This window comes from Burkholderia sp. 3C (genome assembly GCF_054589155.1).
Map to the genome: position 1 here is coordinate 1 of NZ_BAAILN010000005.1, position 18144 is coordinate 18144.

Here is an 18144-nt window from a genome sequence, read left to right on the forward strand (position 1 = left end):
CGCTCGCGATTGCGCCGACGCAATCGCGCGACAGCGTACCGGGAGATGTCTACCATGCCGCCTGCCTGGCGTTGTGCATGCCATTCCGAATCAACCTGCATCGCCCTCGGTGCGTGAGAACCGACCATGTCGAAACTTTCCTTTTCCAAGCGGCTCTGGATTCAGTTGTTCGTGAGTCTGGCCTGCATCCTGGCGGTTGCCGTCTTCAGCATGATCGAAATGCGTTCGGTGCGTATCGAGGAACGAAAGGCGATGCTGGGGCGCGTGTCCGATACGGCGATGTCGATCATCAAGCACTACGGCGACAAGGCGGAGCGAGGCGAGTTGTCGAAGGAGCAGGCGCAGGCCGAGGCGCTGGCGGCGGTGCGCGTGCTGCGCTATGGCAAGAACGGCTATTTTTCCATCGCGGATCAGGACGTAAACATCCTGCTCAGCCCGTTCATGCCGCAGCTCGAACATACCAATGCGGCGCAGATGGCGGACAAGAACGGCTTTCATGTCTGGGCGGAGAGCATACGCATTGCGCGCAGCGAAGGGCAGGGTTTCATCCAATACGTGTGGGCGAAGCCGGGTAGCAGCGAGCCGGTGCCGAAGATCGGCTACGTGGCGGCCTATGCGCCGTGGGGATGGATGCTGGTCACCGGCACCTATATCGACGACATCAATGCATCGGTTTACGAATCGGTGGTGCGCACCATCGTGGCGGTGCTCGTGCTTGCTGCCGTGCTGATTGCCGTGATGCTGGCGGTCAACCGGAGCTTGCGCCGCTCGCTCGGCGGCGAACCCGAATATGCGGTCGAGATCGTCAGGCAGATCGCGGGGCACGACCTGTCGGCTCCGGTGCGGCCACAAGGCAATAACGCATCCAGCGTGCTGCATTCGATGCAGGAGATGCAGGCTCAACTGGCCGGCATCATCGCGTCGGTCAAGGCGCTGGCCGAAGCGATCTCCATTGGCAGCTCGGAAATTGCCGCTGGCAATCTCGATCTCTCGCAGCGTACCGAGCGGCAAGCGGCGGCGCTTCAGCAGACGGCCTCGAGCATGGAGGAATTGAACGCCACCGTCGGCAAGACCGACGAGAACGCCACGGCAACCCAGGCCGTGGTTCACGAAACGCTGCTCGCGGCGAAGGCCGGGTCCGACGTGGTGGGACGGATGGTGGCGTCGATGCACGACATCGATCGCGAAGCGACCCAGATTTCCGGCATCGTCGACCTGATCGACAGCATCGCATTCCAGACCAATATCCTGTCGCTGAACGCGGCGGTCGAGGCGGCGCGGGCCGGTGAGCAAGGGCGTGGCTTCGCAGTGGTGGCGGCGGAAGTGCGCACGCTGGCGCAGCGCTCGTCGAGTGCGTCGAAGGAAATTGCGGCGCTGATCCAGAATTCGCGCAACGGCGTGGAGCAGGGCACGCGCTACGCTCAGCAGGCCGGCGAGGCGATGGACAAGATCGAAGGCGCGGTGCGGCGCATGACGTCGAGCACGTCGGAGATCCTCGACGCTTCGAAGGAGCAAAGCTCGGGCATCGCCCAGATCAGCATCGCCGTGGCCGAAATCGACAAGGTGACCCAGCAGAACGCGGCGCTCGTCGAGCAGATCGCGGCCGCTGCGAGCGCGCTCGAAACGCAGGCCGCATCGCTGCGGACCCAGGTTTCGTCGTTCAGGCTTCCTGACGACGTCCGGCTCGCCGTCTGAAAAGCGAATCGTAGCTGCTTCAACTGTATCCATTTCGATCTGACGACGCTGCGCCTGTTCGAGGCCACCAGCCAAACTGGGCGCGGTCATCAAGCCGGTCGAACGTGTCGCGCCCGCGCCCGCCGCCGCGTCACGCATGGCTGACGATGCCGCGTTCCGGCAAGCAGAACGCGGCATCGTGAAGGTCTCGGCCAGCACGTCGGCGCCGTTGCAGTGCCTCGCGCCCGGACGTGCAACGCAGCCGCGCTGCCCACCCCGGCATCGATACCGATCTGCAGGAATTCAACAGCCATGGCGTGATGCAAGCCGCTAGCGCGAGGCGTGGTGGACGTTAGTCCTGGCCGCCGATCAGGTTGGAGACCAATTCGCGCTGGGACGAATCATACGGCGCGCGCATCAACAGATTGAATTCGCCGCCGATGCTCTGAACCAGAACCGGCTTGGCATGGCTCAAGGCGCGGAACCCGAATTCGCCGTGGTAGTGGCCCATCCCGGAGGCGCCGACGCCGCCGAACGGAAGCGTGTCGAAGAACACATGCGTCATGGCATCGTTCGCGACAACCGCGCCGGCCGTGGTCCGGGCGCTCACATAATCGAGCTCGCTCGCCGTTTCGCCGAAATAGTAGAGCGCGAGCGGGCGTGGCCGTGCATTGATGAAGGCGATCGCTTCATCGATGTCGGTGTATGGAACGATCGGCAGAATCGGGCCGAAAACCTCTTCCTGCAGCACACGCATGTCTTCCGTCGCGCCGACGACCAGAGCCGGCGCCACCTTGCGCACGACGGGATCCGACAGATCTTCCTTCGGGCCGAGTTGCAGCACCGTTGCGCCCTTGGCCTTGGCGTCGGCGCTCAGTGCCTGCTGGCGCTCGAAGCCGCGTGCATTGACCATCGAGGTGTAGTCGTCGTTGTCCTTGATGGTCGGATACATCTGCTTGATGGCCGCCGTTGCATGCGAGACGAACTCATCGATCTTTTCCGGGCGAATCAGCACGTAGTCGGGCGCGAGGCAGATCTGGCCGGCGTTGAAGGTCTTGACCGTCAGGACGCGCTCGGCCACGGATTTCAGGTTTGCGTCGGCCGCCACGATCACCGGCGATTTGCCGCCGAGTTCGAGCGTGACCGGTACGAGGTTATCCGCCGCGGCTTTCATCACGTGGTGTGCGACCTGCGTGCTGCCGGTGAAAATCAGGTGATCGAACGCCTGCCGGCTGAACGCCGCGCCGCTTGCCGGACCACCGACGACAGTGGTCAGTTCGTCCGAGTCGAAGTATTTCTCGATCAGTTCGGCGACCAGGTCGGAGGTGCGCGGTGTGTGTTCCGACGGCTTCAGCATGATCCGGTTGCCGGCCGCGAACGCGTTGGCGATCGGGCTGAACGCCAGGACGATCGGGAAATTCCAGGGGCTGATGATGCCCACCACGCCGAGCGGCTGATATTCGACGCGCGCCTTGATGCCCGGCGCCGGCTCGAACGTGTCGGCGGCGCGGGCCCATTCCTCGACATGGTCGCGGTTGTAACGCAGCGCTTCGGCCGACGAGAGGATGTCGCCGAACATCGATTGATCGAGGCTGCGATTGCCGAAGTCCTCGCTGATCGCCGCGACGATGGCGTGGCGGTTGCTCAGGATCAGGTCGAGCGCGCGCTCGATCCGATCCTTGCGGATCGCGATCGACGGCGGACCGCTTTCGTTCTGAGCATGCTTCATGCGGGTCAGTTGCGCTTGAATCTGCTCTGCCGTGGCATCGACGGGAAGACGAAAATGTTTCATTTGGGGGCTCTCGAATGGGTTCAAGCGTGTTCGGGGTGGGTCAGGACGATGCGGCCGGAAACCTTGCCGGATTTCAGCTCGGCCATGGCCTCGTTGACGCGATCGATGGGCACGGCATGAGCGGGAATCGATTTCACCGAGCCGGCGCGGACGTATTCCATCAATTCGTTCAGTTCTGCGATGTTGCCGGTCAGCGAGCCCTTGATCTGCAATTGCTTGATGGCGACCAGCGGAATCGAGGCGGTGATTTCGCCACCGAAGAGGCCGACCACGACCAGCCGTCCGCTCGCTTTCAACGCGGACACGGCAAACGCGGCGGTGTCGTTCGAGCCGACGAAATCGATGATGCCCGACAGGCCGCCGGTGGCCTCCTGCAGTTTGGCGAGCGCATCCGGCGAACGAGTGTTGATGGCCAGGCTCGCGCCGTACTGTTCGACCGACATCTGGAGCTTCTCGTCGCTGATGTCGATGGCCACGACGTTCTGGAAGCCGACCGCCTTCGCGATCGCCACGGCCATCAGGCCCACGCCGCCGACGCCGATGATGCCGATCCACTTGCGCTTGTCGATGTCGAGCTTCTTCAGCGCGGCGTACGAGGTGAGCCCCGAGCACGCGTACGAACCGGCCAGGACCGGGTCGACGCCGGTGGCGTCCACCAGGAATCTCGCTTCTCGGACGATCACGTGATCGCCATGCCCGCCCGGCCGTTGCATGCCGATCACGTCGGGCGTGACGCACATCTGATCGTCGCCCGATTCGCACGCTTCGCACGTGCCGCAGCCGAGCCACGGATACACGATGACCTCGCGCCCGATGTCGACAGGGCGCAAGCCCGAATCCGGCCCGAATCCGACGATCCGGCCAAACGGCTCGTGGCCCATGACCACCGGGGGATGGATGCCGATTGCATCCAGCGGCAGCTTGTTGCCGCCGCCCAGATCGAAATGCCCTTCATGGACGTGGATATCGGTGTGGCACAGGCCGCAGGCGAGCACGCGGACGAGCACTTCCTTGCCTTGGGGCACCGGCAACGCCGTTTGCTGGTGAACGAGCGGCGCACCGTATTCGACTACCGCGTGCGCGTGGACACATTGCTCACTCATCGACTATCTCCTATGTCATGGGGATGCCGCCGCCGGATTCGGCGCGTGGCTTCCATGTTGGTGGTTGTGTTGACGATTTCCGGGAAACCGTCGAACCACTCTAAGGAGAACGAACCGGTGGCGCACGCCTCTCGATGCAGAGTGCCAGCCAATTCGTGCAACGGCTAACGCGCGTGGCGTTTTGCGTTGCGATATTCGGACGGCGCGACGCCCATGTGGCTGCGGAACAGCCGGGAAAAATGCGATGCGTCGGGAAACCCGGCGTTCAGTGCGATTTCCGTCACGCTCAATTGGCATTGCTCGGGGTCGCCGAGCATGACGACGCTGGCGTCGAGGCGCTGCTTCTGGAGCGCCTGATACGGCGTGTTGCCGGTGGCCTTGAACAGGTTGTAGAGCGTGCGGCGCGAGATCGCGGCCATTCGTGCGAGGTCATCCACCGAAAACGATGGATCTGCGTAATGGGTGAGGATGTACCGATCGATCAATAGACGCAGGTGCGCTTCCTTCTGGATGCCGCGCGGCAGGCCGCCTTCCTCGCAGCGCCGATGCATGGCCGCTTCAAGCAGCGTCATGATGGCCGTGGCCGCCGCAGCGCGCTCCTGCTCGCGCAAGTCGCCGGTTTGACCGACCAGTGCGAGCTTGATGAGGTCGAGCGCCAGATGTGCACTGCCCTGCGTCTCGCTGACGTAGGCCGTCAAATCGTCGAGCAATGCGGCGGGTACGGCGGCCACGCTGGCCGGCATGATTGCGGCGAAACATTCGAAGCCGGATTCGCTGTCAAGGCGATAAGGCATGGACGGATCATAGGCTGTCCAGGTGTTCGCGGTTACCGAGATCGAGCGGCCGCCTTGCAGGATCCGGCTATTGCCCGCCGTGACGAACAGAAATTTCAGAAAGCCTTTGGCGGCGGCCTCGCGAGATGTCGAAATCATGCCGCACGTGGAGATCTGGCCGAGCCGCAGGTTCGATAAATGGAGGAACCTGCCCTGGTATTCGAGTGTGCCGAAACCGGGCCGATGCGTGCGCTCAAACCGCATCGGCATCAACGCGCGCGACAGTTCGGTTTCCCAGGTGAGCAGATTCTCGGAAGCCGAAGCCATGCGGCTACTGTTGATCGCCGACGGCAAATTTCCTTGCAAGTTGGATTCAGTCCACATCTCCGACCACCTTTGGGCTTGATCCGACGAGTCGTGCGCCCGTTCGGTTTTGGTGAACCTACGTGGAAATTTTATTGACACGAAAGCAATTCGATTTTTTTGTGGAATTATCTTTTAAGGGATTGTTTTCAATGGATTTTTTTGTACTATCAAAGCGAACGACGAACGTGTCGATGCTGCCCTGGTGTCGGCACAGCTGCTTCGGCCAATGCGCAGGGGCGGCGGGCCGTTGGCAGAGGAGAAAATTTTCCTCGGCTGTAACCGTCGGGCTCGATCTTGCGAATAGGAGATGTAGCCAATCTGGTTCGACAGAAACGACATCAATCTTCGATGACAAGCCCAGTCTCTTCAAGTTCGGAAGCGGAGATCGTAGCCACCGCAATTCGGTCTCAGCGAAAAAAAGGATGCCTCGCTTTCACGATACGCATCGTTGCCGACGATCAGGCGCTTGAGCGTGCGCTGATGTTGCGTCACGCGGCATACATGCGCCATGTCCCGGAGTTCGCATCGACGATGCGGCAATCCGAGCCGGACGACTACGGCCCGAACAGCTTTACGCTGCTCGCAGAATCAAAGCACGATCGTAGCCCGCTGGGGACGATGCGGATTCAGACCAATCACGCTGCGCCGCTGCGCATCGCGCAATCGGTGGAGTTGCCCGAGTGGATTTCAGGGAGCATGGCCAATGCAAACCGCTTGGCGGTGGTGGCGGGAGAGCGAGGTAGAACGGTCAAGATGGGCCTGTTCAAGGCGTTCTACCTGCTCTGTTTGCGAGAAGGCGTCGAGTGGATGGTCGTCGCGGCAAGAAAGCCGCTTGATCGCCAGTACGCAGCGCTGCGTTTTCGTGATGTCTTTGGCCAGAACGAATTTATTCCACTCGCCCATGCGATGAACATTCCTCATCGAGTCATGGCGTTCGATGTCGGTGGGGCGGATCAACAATGGCGTGAACACCCGCACCCGCTACGTGAGTTCATGATGTTGACGGATCATCCGGATATCAATGTGAATGTCGCCCGACCGCATTCCATTTCGAACACGTGAATGCACGTGTTCATTGATCGGATGATCGCAATGTTCGAAGGGCCTGGGCGAACCGACCCCGGCATTCATCGGCTGGTGCGCCGAACTGCCGCCTTAACTGGCGCTCGCGTCGTGCCGAAATTTTGCGAGGCGTATTTCGTCCGTTGCGACTGCGGCGAGATCCAGCAGCAGTGTTTTTTGCATCTCGCTCAGGCGGCGCGGCTTGATATCCATCACGCATACCGAGCCGAGCGCAAAGCCTTGCTCGTCGAAAATGGGCGCGCCCGCATAAAAGCGCAACTGCGGCGCCTGGACGACGCCTGGAATCGATGAAAAACGCGCGTCTTTCGACAAGTCATGCACTGCAAATACGCCGCGCTGCAAAATCGTGTAATTGCAGAACGCCCAGTCCCGTGGCGTGGCTTCGAGCGCCATGCCGTGGCGCGACTTGAACCACTGTTCGTCACGCGTCAGCAATGTCACCAGCGAAAAAGGCGTGGCGACGATACTGCTCGCCATGCGTGTCAGGCGGTCAAATTCCGCCTCTGCATTGGAACCTAGCAGGCCGCTGTGCTGCACGGCAAGCAATCGATCCGCCTCGTTCGCGGCGACCGGAAACGGATAGTTGGGTACGGCTTCTCCGTGCTGGATCGAGGCTGCCTTGACGAACAGTCGACGCAACGTGGCCGGCAGCTCCGTGTCGGCTGTTGCAGCCGGAATGCGACACATGCGTCCCGTTCGATCAGCAGCCTGGGAACCGGTGCCTGGCGGCTTGCGAGAGATCGCAATGACCGATGTGTGCGATAGCCGCGCATCTTTCAACAACTCATCCATCAATGTCGCGCGCTGCAGGTTGAACGATTCCACATCGATGACGATCGCGAACGGCGCTCGCGCGCCGATGGCGCGCATTGCCGTCAGGGGATTGTCATAGGCATCGACGACGCATTCCGCGACGGGCAGCAACATCGCACGGTAGATGTCCAAGGCAGGCTGCGCCGCGATCAGTGTAACGAGCGCGGAGCTGCGTCGAGCCGTCGACATCTGCGTTGCAATCACGGCCTCGACCGCCGAACGGCGTACTCGCCGATGGCCTCCCGGTGTTTTCCACGAGGCAAGCGTGCCCCCCTCGATCCACAACTGAACCGTGCGCGTCGAAACGCCCAGCAGCCCCGCAGCCGCAGCCGTGGTCAATATCTCGTCGGTCATGGTGTCCTCTTCAGATCTCGTAATTATCTCATGGTGGATTTCTCTCCACGGGCGCCTCCATTCCTGGATGGCGAGGCTCGTCGAGAGAAGGCCGACCTCGCATCGTTGCCCGAACAGGCAGCATGCATATTTGATAAATTTGATAGTATCGGAAAAATTGAAATTGATGTCAGAATGCTGGCTTGGGGCTTCTTCCGAGGCCAGGGCAAGTTTCACTGAGTGACAGGAGGTCATTATGTTGACTGACGGTGCGTCGGCCGCACGGTCCACCGCGGATCCTATTGGGCAAAAGAAGGCACTGGAGGCGCGCTACGACTTCATCGTGTGCGGCAGCGGCAGCAGCGGGTCGGTCGTCGCCAGTCGACTCGCGGAAGGCGGTTCCGCTCGCGTACTGCTGATCGAAGCGGGCGGCACCGACGACGTGTCGCCGGTCATGGAACCGGCGATGTGGCCGGCCAATCTCGGCAGCGAACGCGATTGGGGCTTTGTTGCGGAAGAGAACCCGCATCTGCACAACCGCGTCTTGCCGATGTCAATGGGAAAGGTACTCGGCGGTGGCTCGAGCATCAACGTGATGCTGTGGGCGCGTGGACATCGATCCGATTGGGATCATTTCGCGGCACAGACCGGCGATGAAGGATGGGGCTACGACTCGGTGCGGAATCTGTACCGAAGCATCGAATCCTGGCATGGCCCGGCAGATCCGACGTACCGTGGCACCAGTGGGCCGATGCACATCGAACCGAATCTCAACGCCCATCCCGTCGCGCTCGCGACGCTCGATGCAGCGCAGCAGGTCGGCATCCCGGGGTACGACAGCTATAACGGCGTGATGATGGAGCGTGACGGCGGTTGCTCGTTGACCGAAACGGCGACATGGAACGGCAAGCGCCATTCCGTCTATCGTGCCTACGTTGCGCCCAAGCTCCATCAAGCGAATCTGACCGTGCTGCGTGACACGGTGGTCACGCGGGTCTTATTGGACGGGCGTCGTGCCGTGGGTGTCGAAATTCTCCACGGTGGCCGCGTCGAGCAGGTGTTTGCGTCGACTGAAGTGGTGCTGTCGATGGGTGCCTTGCAAACGCCGAAGGTGTTGATGCTGTCGGGGATCGGTGACTCCCGGGAACTCGAACGGTTGGCGATTCCCGTTGCCCATCACTTGCCGGGTGTTGGCCAGAACTTGCAGGACCATCTCTCGTTTGGATGCATTTGGGAGTATCGGGAGCCGATCGCACCGCGCGGCACGGGCAACGAGGTCACGATTTATTGGAAGAGTCAGCCGCAACTGGACGCGCCCGACCTTCTGTTGTGTCAGGCCGAATTTCCGGTGCCCAGCCCGCAGACGGCGGTACGCGGTATTCCCGAGCACGGTTGGACGATGTTCGCCGGGCTGGCCCAGCCGCACAGCCGTGGTCGCGTGCGCCTCGCATCATCAGATCCGCTTGCTGCCCCGCGCATCGAACACAACGCGCTGTCGCACCCGGCGGACGTCGCGGCGGCGCGGGCGTGCATCAGGCTCATGCGCGAAATCGGCAATGCCTCGCCGCTAGCCCCTTTTGTGCAACGTGAGGTACTGCCGGGCACCAGCAATCCCGACGAAATCGACGCGTTCATCCGGGATGCGGCGGTCACGTACTGGCACCAGAGCTGCACGGCCAAGATGGGCACCGACGACATGTCGGTTGTGGGTGGGAACTTGAAGGTCCATGGTATCGACAACCTGCGCATTGCTGACGCGTCCGTCATGCCGCGCATTACAACCGGAAACCCGATGGCGCCATGCGTGGTGATCGGGGAGCGCGCCGGATCGTTTATTCGCAACGAGTATCGCCTGTAACTCGGTGTCGGCTGGCTGACGATTTTTTAGAGTCTCGGAATATTATTTAGGAGAGCGACAAAGTGTCGGAATCAATGGAAGCAGGGCTGTTACCTTCGGATCTATGGGACGGGCGGTTTTTCTCGTCCGGATGGCGACCTGGAAACACCCGATCCACGTTGACCGGACCGGGAGCCGATGCGCCGTTTGGCACCGTCGGCATCCCGTCGAAGGACGAGATCAATGAAGCATGTGCCCGTGCGGCCTCCGCACAGCAGGATTGGGCGAGCTGGTCCTACGGTGCACGTGCCGCCGTGATTCGTCGTGCCGCTGCACTGGCCGAGCGGCATCGCGCCGAGATGGCGGCCAGCCTGGTGAATGAGAGTGGCTCGATCCAAAACAAGGCCGATTATGAAGTCGATGTTTCGATCCGATGCATCCACGCGGCAGCGGCACTGCCGATCCAGCCGCAAGGTCTCATGTTGCCGAGCGATACCGGCCGGTTGAGCATCGCGCGCCGGCGCCCGCGTGGCGTGATAGGCATCATCGCGCCATTCAATTTTCCGCTCTATTTGGCGATTCGGACGCTGGCCCCCGCGTTGGCGCTGGGTAACGCGGTGGTACTCAAGCCGGATCTTCGCACCGCGGTGTGCGGCGGGTTCTATCTTGCACGGCTGTTCGAACAGGCTGGCCTGCCGCCGGGCGTCCTGCACGTGCTGCCGGGCGGCGCTGAAATCGGCCAACAACTCTGCGACGATCCGCATGTCGACATGATCCAGTTTACCGGCTCGACCGATGCCGGACGTGCCGTGGGGCGAAGCGCCAGCGGCAATCTGAAGAAGGTCTCGCTGGAGTTAGGCGGAAACAATACGCTGATCGTGCTCGACGATGCGGACATCGACCGAGCGGCGTCGAACGCGGCGTTCGGTGCGTTTCTGCACCAAGGCCAGATCTGCATGGCGACCGGTAGAGTGCTGGTGCAGTCCTCCATTGCCGCCACCTTTATCGAAAAACTCGTCGAGCGAACCCAACGACTTCAGGTTGGCGCCGCGAATTCACCCGAATCGGCGCTCGGTCCATTGATCAGCGAGGCCCAGGTAAAAGCGGTGAAAGACGTGGTCGACCGATCGGTTGCACAGGGCGCGCGAGTGCTGGCCGGTGGTACCCCCGACGGCTTGCTTTTCCCGGCAACGCTCGTGACGGACGTGAAAAGCGATATGTCCGTTTTCCGCGAGGAGGCATTCGGACCCGTGGTAGGGATCACGACATTCGATACCGACGATGAGGCAATCGAACTTGCCAATGCATCGGAGTACGGTCTCGCTGCGGGCATCATCACGACGTCGATCAAGCGGGCGATGCAGATCAGCGAGCGCTTGAAGGTCGGGCATATCCACATCAACGATCAGACCAACAACGAAGACGCGAACAACCCATTCGGCGGCGTCGGCCACTCAGGTAATGGATCGTCGATCGGCGGCCCGGCCAATTGGGAAGAACTCACGCGTTGGCAATGGGTCACGATGCGCGATGAGCCCGTCATGTACGCCTTCTAGACGCGTTCGGTTTGCCGCTACACGAGGCGTAGTCAGTTCGTGAATCGGGCATGTTCAAGGAATGGTCGGAATCTGCCGGGCACTCGGATGTTCCGCTTGCGTTATCGCGAGCGGAATCCACTGTTTCGACTCAACGATGCCAACGGGTCGAAATACCTGATGGAATTTTTATAAAGTAAAGGGCTGATCGAAATGAAATTTGATGGTCCAGATGTGCAGTCTGCATTGCCACGAGAAGGAATTGCGATCGTCGACGCGCTATACGCGCACGCGGGCAATTTCCCCCATGTCCTTGCGTTGGCTCAGGGGCAGCAGACGCTGGATTTTAAACAGTTTGCCGACCGAGTCGATGCTCTGCGCCATGCTTTGAGCGCACTTGAGGTGGGCCGAGGAGACCGGGTCGTCATCCATCTTGGAAACGGCATCCCGGCTGCATTGATCTTCGTGGCAGTCATGGCGATCGGCGCTGTCGCCGTGCCAATCAATACAGGTTTGAAGGGGCCGGAAATCAGGCGGATCATCGAAAGAATTCGCCCTGCCTGCTACTTCGGTCACCAGGATCTTCAAGACGAGTTGCAGCACGTTGATACTGCATTACTGCAAGCAGGTAGACGAATCATCGTGGACGGAGAGGCCAGCGAGGGAACCTATCGTTCGCTGGATGAATTGTTTTCGCAGGAACCCCGACATGCTCTGGAGCACGTGGAGTTCGACGCCGACGCGCCAGCCGTGCTGCTCATGACGTCCGGCACGACAGGGGATCCGAAGCTTGTCGCACACAGTCAGATCTCGCTCACCGAGATGGGGCCTTCCCGGCTCGGGTTGGTGCCGGAGAGAACGCGAGTCATGCTGGCGCCGACGCCGTTTTACCACGCACCGGGAGCGATGCTTTTTGCTTGCGCGGTGAAGGCGGGCAAGACGTTCGTCTTTCCGGAATGCCGTGACTTCCAAGCGCCCGCTTTTTTGGACGCGATAGAGCGATTCGATTGTGATTGGCTTCTGACCTCGCCGTTTGGCGCAAGTGAGTTGGTCAAGGCGCAACGCAGCAGGTCACGAAGCATTCATTCCATGACCTCGTGCTTCGTCGCGGGCGATGCAGCACCCGAGGATCTCTATGAGCACTTCTCCGATGCCTTCGGATGCTCGCTCAGGAACTATCTGGGCATGACTGAGGGGGCCGGTTTTGTCGGTCCCGGAAATCAGCGTGGAACTCTCGCGATCAACGAAAACCGCGCGAAGCTGATGAACGACGCTGGGGTCGAAGTGCCGCGTGGTCAGGTCGGGGAACTGTGCATACGGGCCGAGCACATGCTGCTGGGGTATTGGGAGGGAAATCAGATCGCCCGCGATGAGCTGGAAAGCGGCTGGTTCCGTAGTGGCGACATGCTGTGGCAGGACGAAAATGGTGAGCTTCACTATGCATTTCGCAAGAAGCAGGTGATTGTTCAGGATGGCGAAAATATTTCACCTGTCGAGATCGAGACCGCTCTATGCAGCCATTCCACAATCTTCGATGCCGCCGTGGTCGGCGTGCCCGACGATAAGTTGGGCCAAAGGATCATCGCCTTTGTCGTGCCGGCCGATGTGCCTTCGTTTTTACCCGAAGTGGTGTTACAGGATCTCAGGCTTCAATTGGCCGCGATCAAGATCCCGGAAATGCTGATCGTGATCGGCGAGATTCCACGCACCGCGTTTCGGAAGCGGGACCGACGGATGCTGAGTTCGATGGCCTTGCAGCAAGCATTACCTGAGTGGCTGTCGTGAATTTCATTTGATTCTCAAGTAGACCTCGTTGATCTCGACGCCTGCCGTCACGGCGTCGCTTCTGTGCTGCAATAGGCGCTGTTCGCTACGTCAGCGCCTGGTCGTCGTCGGTTCGACGCGACTCGTAGCGGAACAACGAGTGCGAAACTCCGCCAGCCTGCAAGCCGCGGTGATACCCATCGCGCGTTCGGTCATCAAAGTTCGGACCGCTTCGCATTCGGCTTGCAGCCTGGCAACTCTCGCGACAGAAAGTCCTTCAGATCCGAATTGCCGAGCATTGACTCGGCCGGCGACTGCATGGCTTGTTGTTCTCGTGCTCCCGTTCTTTCAGGTCGCACCGTCACCGTACCAAACGCCGGATGCGGTCGGGCCAGGGGCACGTGCCAGTTGGAGCGAGCGCAGCGCCGGATCCACTTCGACCAACGCCTCGACACTCGCGGTCGCTTCGCTCATTCCAACAGAAATCTCCTTTTTTTAAAAATTGAGGGAGGCTTGTATTAGTAAAATTAATTACACATGATAATTGATTTTAATATTTAGACGGATTTGAAATTATTTGAACGGAGTGTTCAAGTTTATTTTTGGTTATCCGTTAACTGGGGAGGTTGGGGGAGTGAATTATTTTAAATATTGACGGATGATTTCATGAGACGCTTGACTTTTGTTCAAAAACTATGGCTGCCTCTCTTGGTGAGCTTGCTTGGCTTGATGATACTGTCGATATTTGGTGCGAATCAGACACGCCAAGTGAGAATTGAAGAGCGTCATATGGGTCTCTTCAACGTGTCGGATGCAGCATATAACGTTTTATCTCAGTATGACGAGATGGTGAAAAATGGTGCATTGACACTCGCAGATGCGCAAAAACAGGCCGCCTCTCGAATTCACGCAATGCGTTTCGGTAAAGACGGCTACTTCGGCGTGATGACTACCGATGAAGTGATGGTGTTGCATCCCAATCCCGAGATGATCGGAAAATCGGTTCGAGGTTTTTCAGATTCTCACGGTAGGCCGTTGTACGAAATGCTATTGCGGGCCGCACAAACACCCAACGGCAGCTTTATTAAATACTCATTTCCTCGCCCCGGAACGAGCGAGGAAGTACCGAAAACCGGCTATGCACGAAGCTTCGGGCCGTGGAATTGGATTCTGATCACAGGGCTCTACACGGATGACATCGAAGCGGCTTTTTTCGAAAATTTGATCGCTAGCGGCAGCATTTTGCTGGTAATTGGCGTTGTGTTGGCGATTATCGTGGTGCAGTCCACTAAAAGCTTGCAGCGTCAGATCGGTGGCGATCCGGCCTATGCAATGGGCGTCGCCGAATCCATTGCGTCGGGGGATCTATGCGTCGACATCAAAGTCGGCTCACACGACATCAGCAGCATGATGTCCGCGATGAAAAGAATGCGTGATGCATTGACGAAAATCATTACCGAGATCAAATCGTCGGCTGATCACGTGGCTACTGCATCCCAGCAGATTGCCAGCGGCAACCGCGATCTATCGCAGCGAACCGAAAGCCAGGCCGCGTCATTGCAGGAAACCGCCGCCAGCATGGAGCAGATCACGTCGATGGTGAGACGTACCGCAGATAACGCAAAAGAAGCCACCAACGTTGCCGAGTCTGCGGCGAACGTAACCGAGCGCAGCAATCAGATGATGACTGAAGTCGTTGCTTCGATGCGCGAGATTGCTGACGGGTCAAGCCGGATGGTCGATATTATTTCAGTAATCGAAGGGATTGCTTTTCAGACCAACATTCTCGCGTTGAATGCCGCTGTAGAAGCGGCACGAGCTGGGGAGGAAGGGCGTGGCTTCGCAGTGGTTGCAGGTGAAGTGCGTACGTTGGCGCAACGCAGTGCCAACGCGGCGAAAGAAATTCGTGAGCTGATTCAGGCATCGGTCGAGCGGGTTGGCGATGGCACGGAGTTGGTCGAACGTACCGGTGTCACGCTCGGACAAACGCGTGAAGCCATTGCACGCATGGTCAGCCTTGTGCATGAAATAGCCGGGGCCGCACTGGAGCAAAGCTCGGGTATCGATCAGGTTAATGTCGCGGTAACGCAAATGGACGGAGCTACGCAGCAGAACGCGGCGTTGGTGGAGCAGGGGACGGCCGCTGCGCATGCGTTGGAAGAACAGGCAATGCGATTGAAGGCGTCGGTCGAAGTGTTTCGTGTGGTATGAGCCGGCGGCGGCCACGAAGCCCACTTCGGTGAGGATCAGTCAATCCGCAATTTTCAAGAGAAAGCGTTGATTGCGGTTTGACCTGCCACCTCGGTATCGAGGCGCATTCACGATGCTCGCAATTCGCGTACACCCTTGCCCATCCGCCGGCGCAGCAATGCGCGCAAGGTGGCGCCGTTTGCATAACCGACTTGCTCTGCAATTTGATCCAGGGTGAGCTTGCTCGTCTTGAGCAGATGGATCGAGCGTTCCACTCGCAGGTCCTGGATATATTCGATGGGCGTCTTGCCGAGCACTTCGCCGAGGCGGCGTGTCAGCGTGCGCGCGCTGGTTGCGAGGGCATCGGCTGCATCCTCGAGCGAGATCGTGGAGCCGAGGTGCATCCGTGCCCAGCCGTCGAACCGCTCGACGAGCGGATGGGAGTGCGATAGATGATCCGAGATTGCATAAGCGGACTGTGACAGCCTGACGTCGAACACCAGATACTTGGCAACTAATGAGGCGAGTTCGGGGCTGTGGTTACGAATCAACCAGAGTGCCAGATCGAGATGACTGAGTGCGGCGCCAGCGGTCAGTGCATCGCCGCTGCGCACGACGATGCGATTCGCATCGAGCCGCACCTTGGGATAGCGCTGCCGAAACAGCGGCGACAACCACCAGGTGGTGGTGGCCTCGCAGCCGTCGAGCAGGCCGCTTTCCGCGAGCACGAAGGTGCCCGTGCAGGCAGCCGCGATGCGCGCGCCGTTGCCGTGCCATAAACGCAATGCGGCCAGCGCGTCGAGAACATCGTGCCGGGCCAGTGTCGGTATCAGTTTTTCTTGTGTCGTTCGATTGAGCGCCGGCAGGATGACCCATTCCGGAGTGGGGATATCTCCGACATCACGAACAGGCACTTGCAGGCCCAGCGCCGTGCGTACTTCAGGACGCACTCCCGCCACGATGACGTCGAACGCCGCGACGGCCATTCCCGTTTCTTCTATCAGGCTGTTGGCTGTGGCCAATCCATCAAGCACTGCGGTGAGGCCGGTATCGAATACCCCCTCGAGCGCGAGGACGACGATTTGCATGGCTGAATCGGTGTCAAAGTTGTCGATCGGAGCAGTATTCGCCAGGGCATGGTTTTTGTACAGTGTCGACGTCGCTGTGAGCCCCTTGATTGGACCATCATTCCGTCGAGTGATCGCTCCACCGCCAACCTATCACGTGTTGTGAATGGATTTCTCATCCATGGCCGTGTTCATTCAGATGGAGACACTTGTGTTAAACCGTTACAAGCTTGGCGTGCTGCTGACCACCGTGGCGATTGCATGCGCAGCGCATGCGCAGGCGCCTGCAGGAAAACCGGAGCGAATTCGTGGCGACATCGTGTCGTTCCAGGGCGATGTGCTGACCGTGCATCGGAACAGTGGCGATACCTTGATGGTTCATGTCAGCCCGACGCTCGCGGTGGCTGCGCTCAAGGCCGCGAGCCTGGCCGATGCGAAGGTCGGTACCTATGTCGGGGCCGCCGCGCTCACGGGGGCAGGCGGGAAATTGACGGCGACAGCACTCATCGTGTTCCCGGAAGCGGCGCGTGGCACGGGCGAAGGACATTTCCCCTACGACTTCGGGCCGAACAGCACCATGACGAATGCCAATGTCGCCTCGGTCGTCACCGGCGTCCATGGGCGGGAGCTTCAACTGTCGTACAAGGGTGGATCCAATGTGGTTACCGTTCCGGACAACGTGCCGGTTGTGACGCTGACGGATGCAAGCAGGGCGGACTTGATCGCGGGGAAAAAAGTGTTTGTGGTGGCGGTGCCGGCTGCGAGCGGCATGGAAGAGGCGCGCGTGCTGTTCGTCGAACGAGACGGCGTCGTGCCGAAGTTCTAGCCGATCGATGCGTTTCTCGGCGTTGCCGAAACCTGCCGTGTCATGCCATTGAATAAGCATTCCTGATCAATTTTTCTGCAAGGATTCGAAGAACAATCATGAATTTCCCCCTGTTGAAGTCCTCCGTGGCCCGGGTTGCCGCCGCGATGTGCCTGCTGGCCGGAACGGCCGTGCCTGCGCTTGCCGCGCCGGTGAAAAACATCGTGCTGGTTCACGGCGCGTTCGCCGACGGCGCCGGCTGGCGCCCTGTCTACGACATTCTCGTGAAGGACGGTTATCACGTCACGCTTGTGCAGCAGCCGTTGACGTCGTTCAACGATGACGTGGCTGCCACCCAGCGCGTATTGGACGGCCTCGACGGGCCGTGCGTACTGGTCGGGCATAGCTATGCCGGTGAAATCATCAGCGAGGCGGGCAATGACGAACATGTGAACGCGTTGGTCTACATCACGGCGCATGCGCTCGATGCAGGGGAAACCATCGCAGGAAACGGCAAGAAATACCCCGGTGCGCCGTTGTCCATCGTCGCAACGCCCGACCACTTCGTTTCTCTGAAGCCCTCTGATTACCCGGCTCAGTTTGCGGCCGATCTTCCGCGAGCACAGGCCGACTTCGAGGCGCACGCGCAAATCCCGCTTGCCGCCTCCGAGTTTTCGGCGCAGGTCAATCATCCGGCATGGAGGACGAAACCGAGCTGGTACATGGTGGCCAAGGCCGACCGGATCATGAACCCTGATCTGGAGCGTATGTACGCGAGCCGTGCCCACGCCACGACGGTTGAGGTCGAGGGAGCCAGCCACGCTGTATTCGAATCGCATCCGGTCGAAGTTGCCGCGTTGATCGAACAGGCGGCGCAGCAGTCGGGCCGATAGGGCGCGCGATGTGTTGGGCGGGACTCGCGAGACCGGCGAACCCCCGCCTGCGTTTCAGGGCGGTGTTCGCTTGCCTTATTCTCGGGCAAGCCGGTTCGGCTTGTCGGCAAAGGTGG

At 60.0% G+C, this 18144-nt stretch carries 14 protein-coding genes; 9 read left to right on the forward strand and 5 right to left on the reverse strand.

The features are described from left to right. The first annotated feature begins 126 nt into the window (after nucleotides 1-126). Entirely contained in the window at nucleotides 127-1695 is a 1569-nt protein-coding gene (locus ACYP33_RS00235; protein WP_459618886.1) for a methyl-accepting chemotaxis protein, read from the forward strand. 331 nt (nucleotides 1696-2026) lie between these two features. On the opposite strand, the gene ACYP33_RS00240 is transcribed toward ACYP33_RS00235, so the two are convergent. From ACYP33_RS00240 to ACYP33_RS00250, 3 genes are all read right to left on the reverse strand, one after another. Further along, the gene (locus ACYP33_RS00240; RefSeq protein ID WP_459618888.1) at nucleotides 2027-3466 is read right to left on the reverse strand and encodes a coniferyl aldehyde dehydrogenase; all 1440 of its coding nucleotides are present in this window, start codon (nucleotides 3464-3466) and stop codon (nucleotides 2027-2029) included. A gap of 20 nt (nucleotides 3467-3486) precedes the next feature. Next, entirely contained in the window at nucleotides 3487-4569 is a 1083-nt protein-coding gene (locus ACYP33_RS00245) for a zinc-binding dehydrogenase (RefSeq protein WP_459618890.1), read from the reverse strand. Between the two features lie 164 nt (nucleotides 4570-4733). Continuing rightward, nucleotides 4734-5696, reverse strand: a complete 963-nt coding sequence (locus ACYP33_RS00250; RefSeq protein WP_459618892.1) for a helix-turn-helix domain-containing protein — start codon at nucleotides 5694-5696, stop codon at nucleotides 4734-4736. Nucleotides 5697-6056: 360 nt separating this feature from the next. On the opposite strand from ACYP33_RS00250, the gene ACYP33_RS00255 reads away from it, so the two are divergent. Next, the gene (locus ACYP33_RS00255; RefSeq protein ID WP_459618894.1) at nucleotides 6057-6770 is read left to right on the forward strand and encodes a hypothetical protein; all 714 of its coding nucleotides are present in this window, start codon (nucleotides 6057-6059) and stop codon (nucleotides 6768-6770) included. 93 nt (nucleotides 6771-6863) lie between these two features. Here ACYP33_RS00255 and ACYP33_RS00260 read toward each other — a convergent pair whose 3' ends face one another. After that, nucleotides 6864-7958, reverse strand: coding sequence for a GAF domain-containing protein (locus tag ACYP33_RS00260; protein WP_459618896.1), 1095 nt, complete (start codon nucleotides 7956-7958; stop codon nucleotides 6864-6866). Nucleotides 7959-7988: 30 nt separating this feature from the next. On the opposite strand from ACYP33_RS00260, the gene ACYP33_RS00265 reads away from it, so the two are divergent. The 5 genes from ACYP33_RS00265 to ACYP33_RS00285 all read left to right on the forward strand — a co-directional run bounded on the left by ACYP33_RS00265 (nucleotide 7989) and on the right by ACYP33_RS00285 (nucleotide 15284). Continuing rightward, complete coding sequence (locus ACYP33_RS00265) at nucleotides 7989-8177, forward strand: hypothetical protein (protein ID WP_459618898.1); 189 nt, start codon at nucleotides 7989-7991, stop codon at nucleotides 8175-8177. Nucleotides 8178-8193: 16 nt separating this feature from the next. Then, nucleotides 8194-9795: a GMC family oxidoreductase gene (locus tag ACYP33_RS00270; protein WP_459618900.1), complete on the forward strand. Its 1602-nt coding sequence runs from the start codon at nucleotides 8194-8196 to the stop codon at nucleotides 9793-9795. A gap of 74 nt (nucleotides 9796-9869) precedes the next feature. After that, the gene (locus ACYP33_RS00275) at nucleotides 9870-11330 is read left to right on the forward strand and encodes a benzaldehyde dehydrogenase (RefSeq protein WP_459618902.1); all 1461 of its coding nucleotides are present in this window, start codon (nucleotides 9870-9872) and stop codon (nucleotides 11328-11330) included. 192 nt (nucleotides 11331-11522) lie between these two features. Then, nucleotides 11523-13094 (forward strand): class I adenylate-forming enzyme family protein, encoded by a 1572-nt coding sequence (locus tag ACYP33_RS00280; RefSeq protein WP_459618904.1) that lies wholly within the window; start codon nucleotides 11523-11525, stop codon nucleotides 13092-13094. A gap of 645 nt (nucleotides 13095-13739) precedes the next feature. Beyond that, nucleotides 13740-15284, forward strand: a complete 1545-nt coding sequence (locus tag ACYP33_RS00285; protein ID WP_459618906.1) for a methyl-accepting chemotaxis protein — start codon at nucleotides 13740-13742, stop codon at nucleotides 15282-15284. A 107-nt stretch (nucleotides 15285-15391) separates the two neighbouring features. On the opposite strand, the gene ACYP33_RS00290 is transcribed toward ACYP33_RS00285, so the two are convergent. Further along, nucleotides 15392-16351 (reverse strand): GlxA family transcriptional regulator, encoded by a 960-nt coding sequence (locus ACYP33_RS00290; RefSeq protein ID WP_459618908.1) that lies wholly within the window; start codon nucleotides 16349-16351, stop codon nucleotides 15392-15394. Between the two features lie 145 nt (nucleotides 16352-16496). Between ACYP33_RS00290 and ACYP33_RS00295 the strand changes: the two genes are divergently transcribed. Continuing rightward, nucleotides 16497-17156: a hypothetical protein gene (locus ACYP33_RS00295; protein WP_459618910.1), complete on the forward strand. Its 660-nt coding sequence runs from the start codon at nucleotides 16497-16499 to the stop codon at nucleotides 17154-17156. Between the two features lie 98 nt (nucleotides 17157-17254). Continuing rightward, the gene (locus tag ACYP33_RS00300; protein ID WP_459618912.1) at nucleotides 17255-18028 is read left to right on the forward strand and encodes an alpha/beta fold hydrolase; all 774 of its coding nucleotides are present in this window, start codon (nucleotides 17255-17257) and stop codon (nucleotides 18026-18028) included. Nucleotides 18029-18144: the final 116 nt, after the last annotated feature.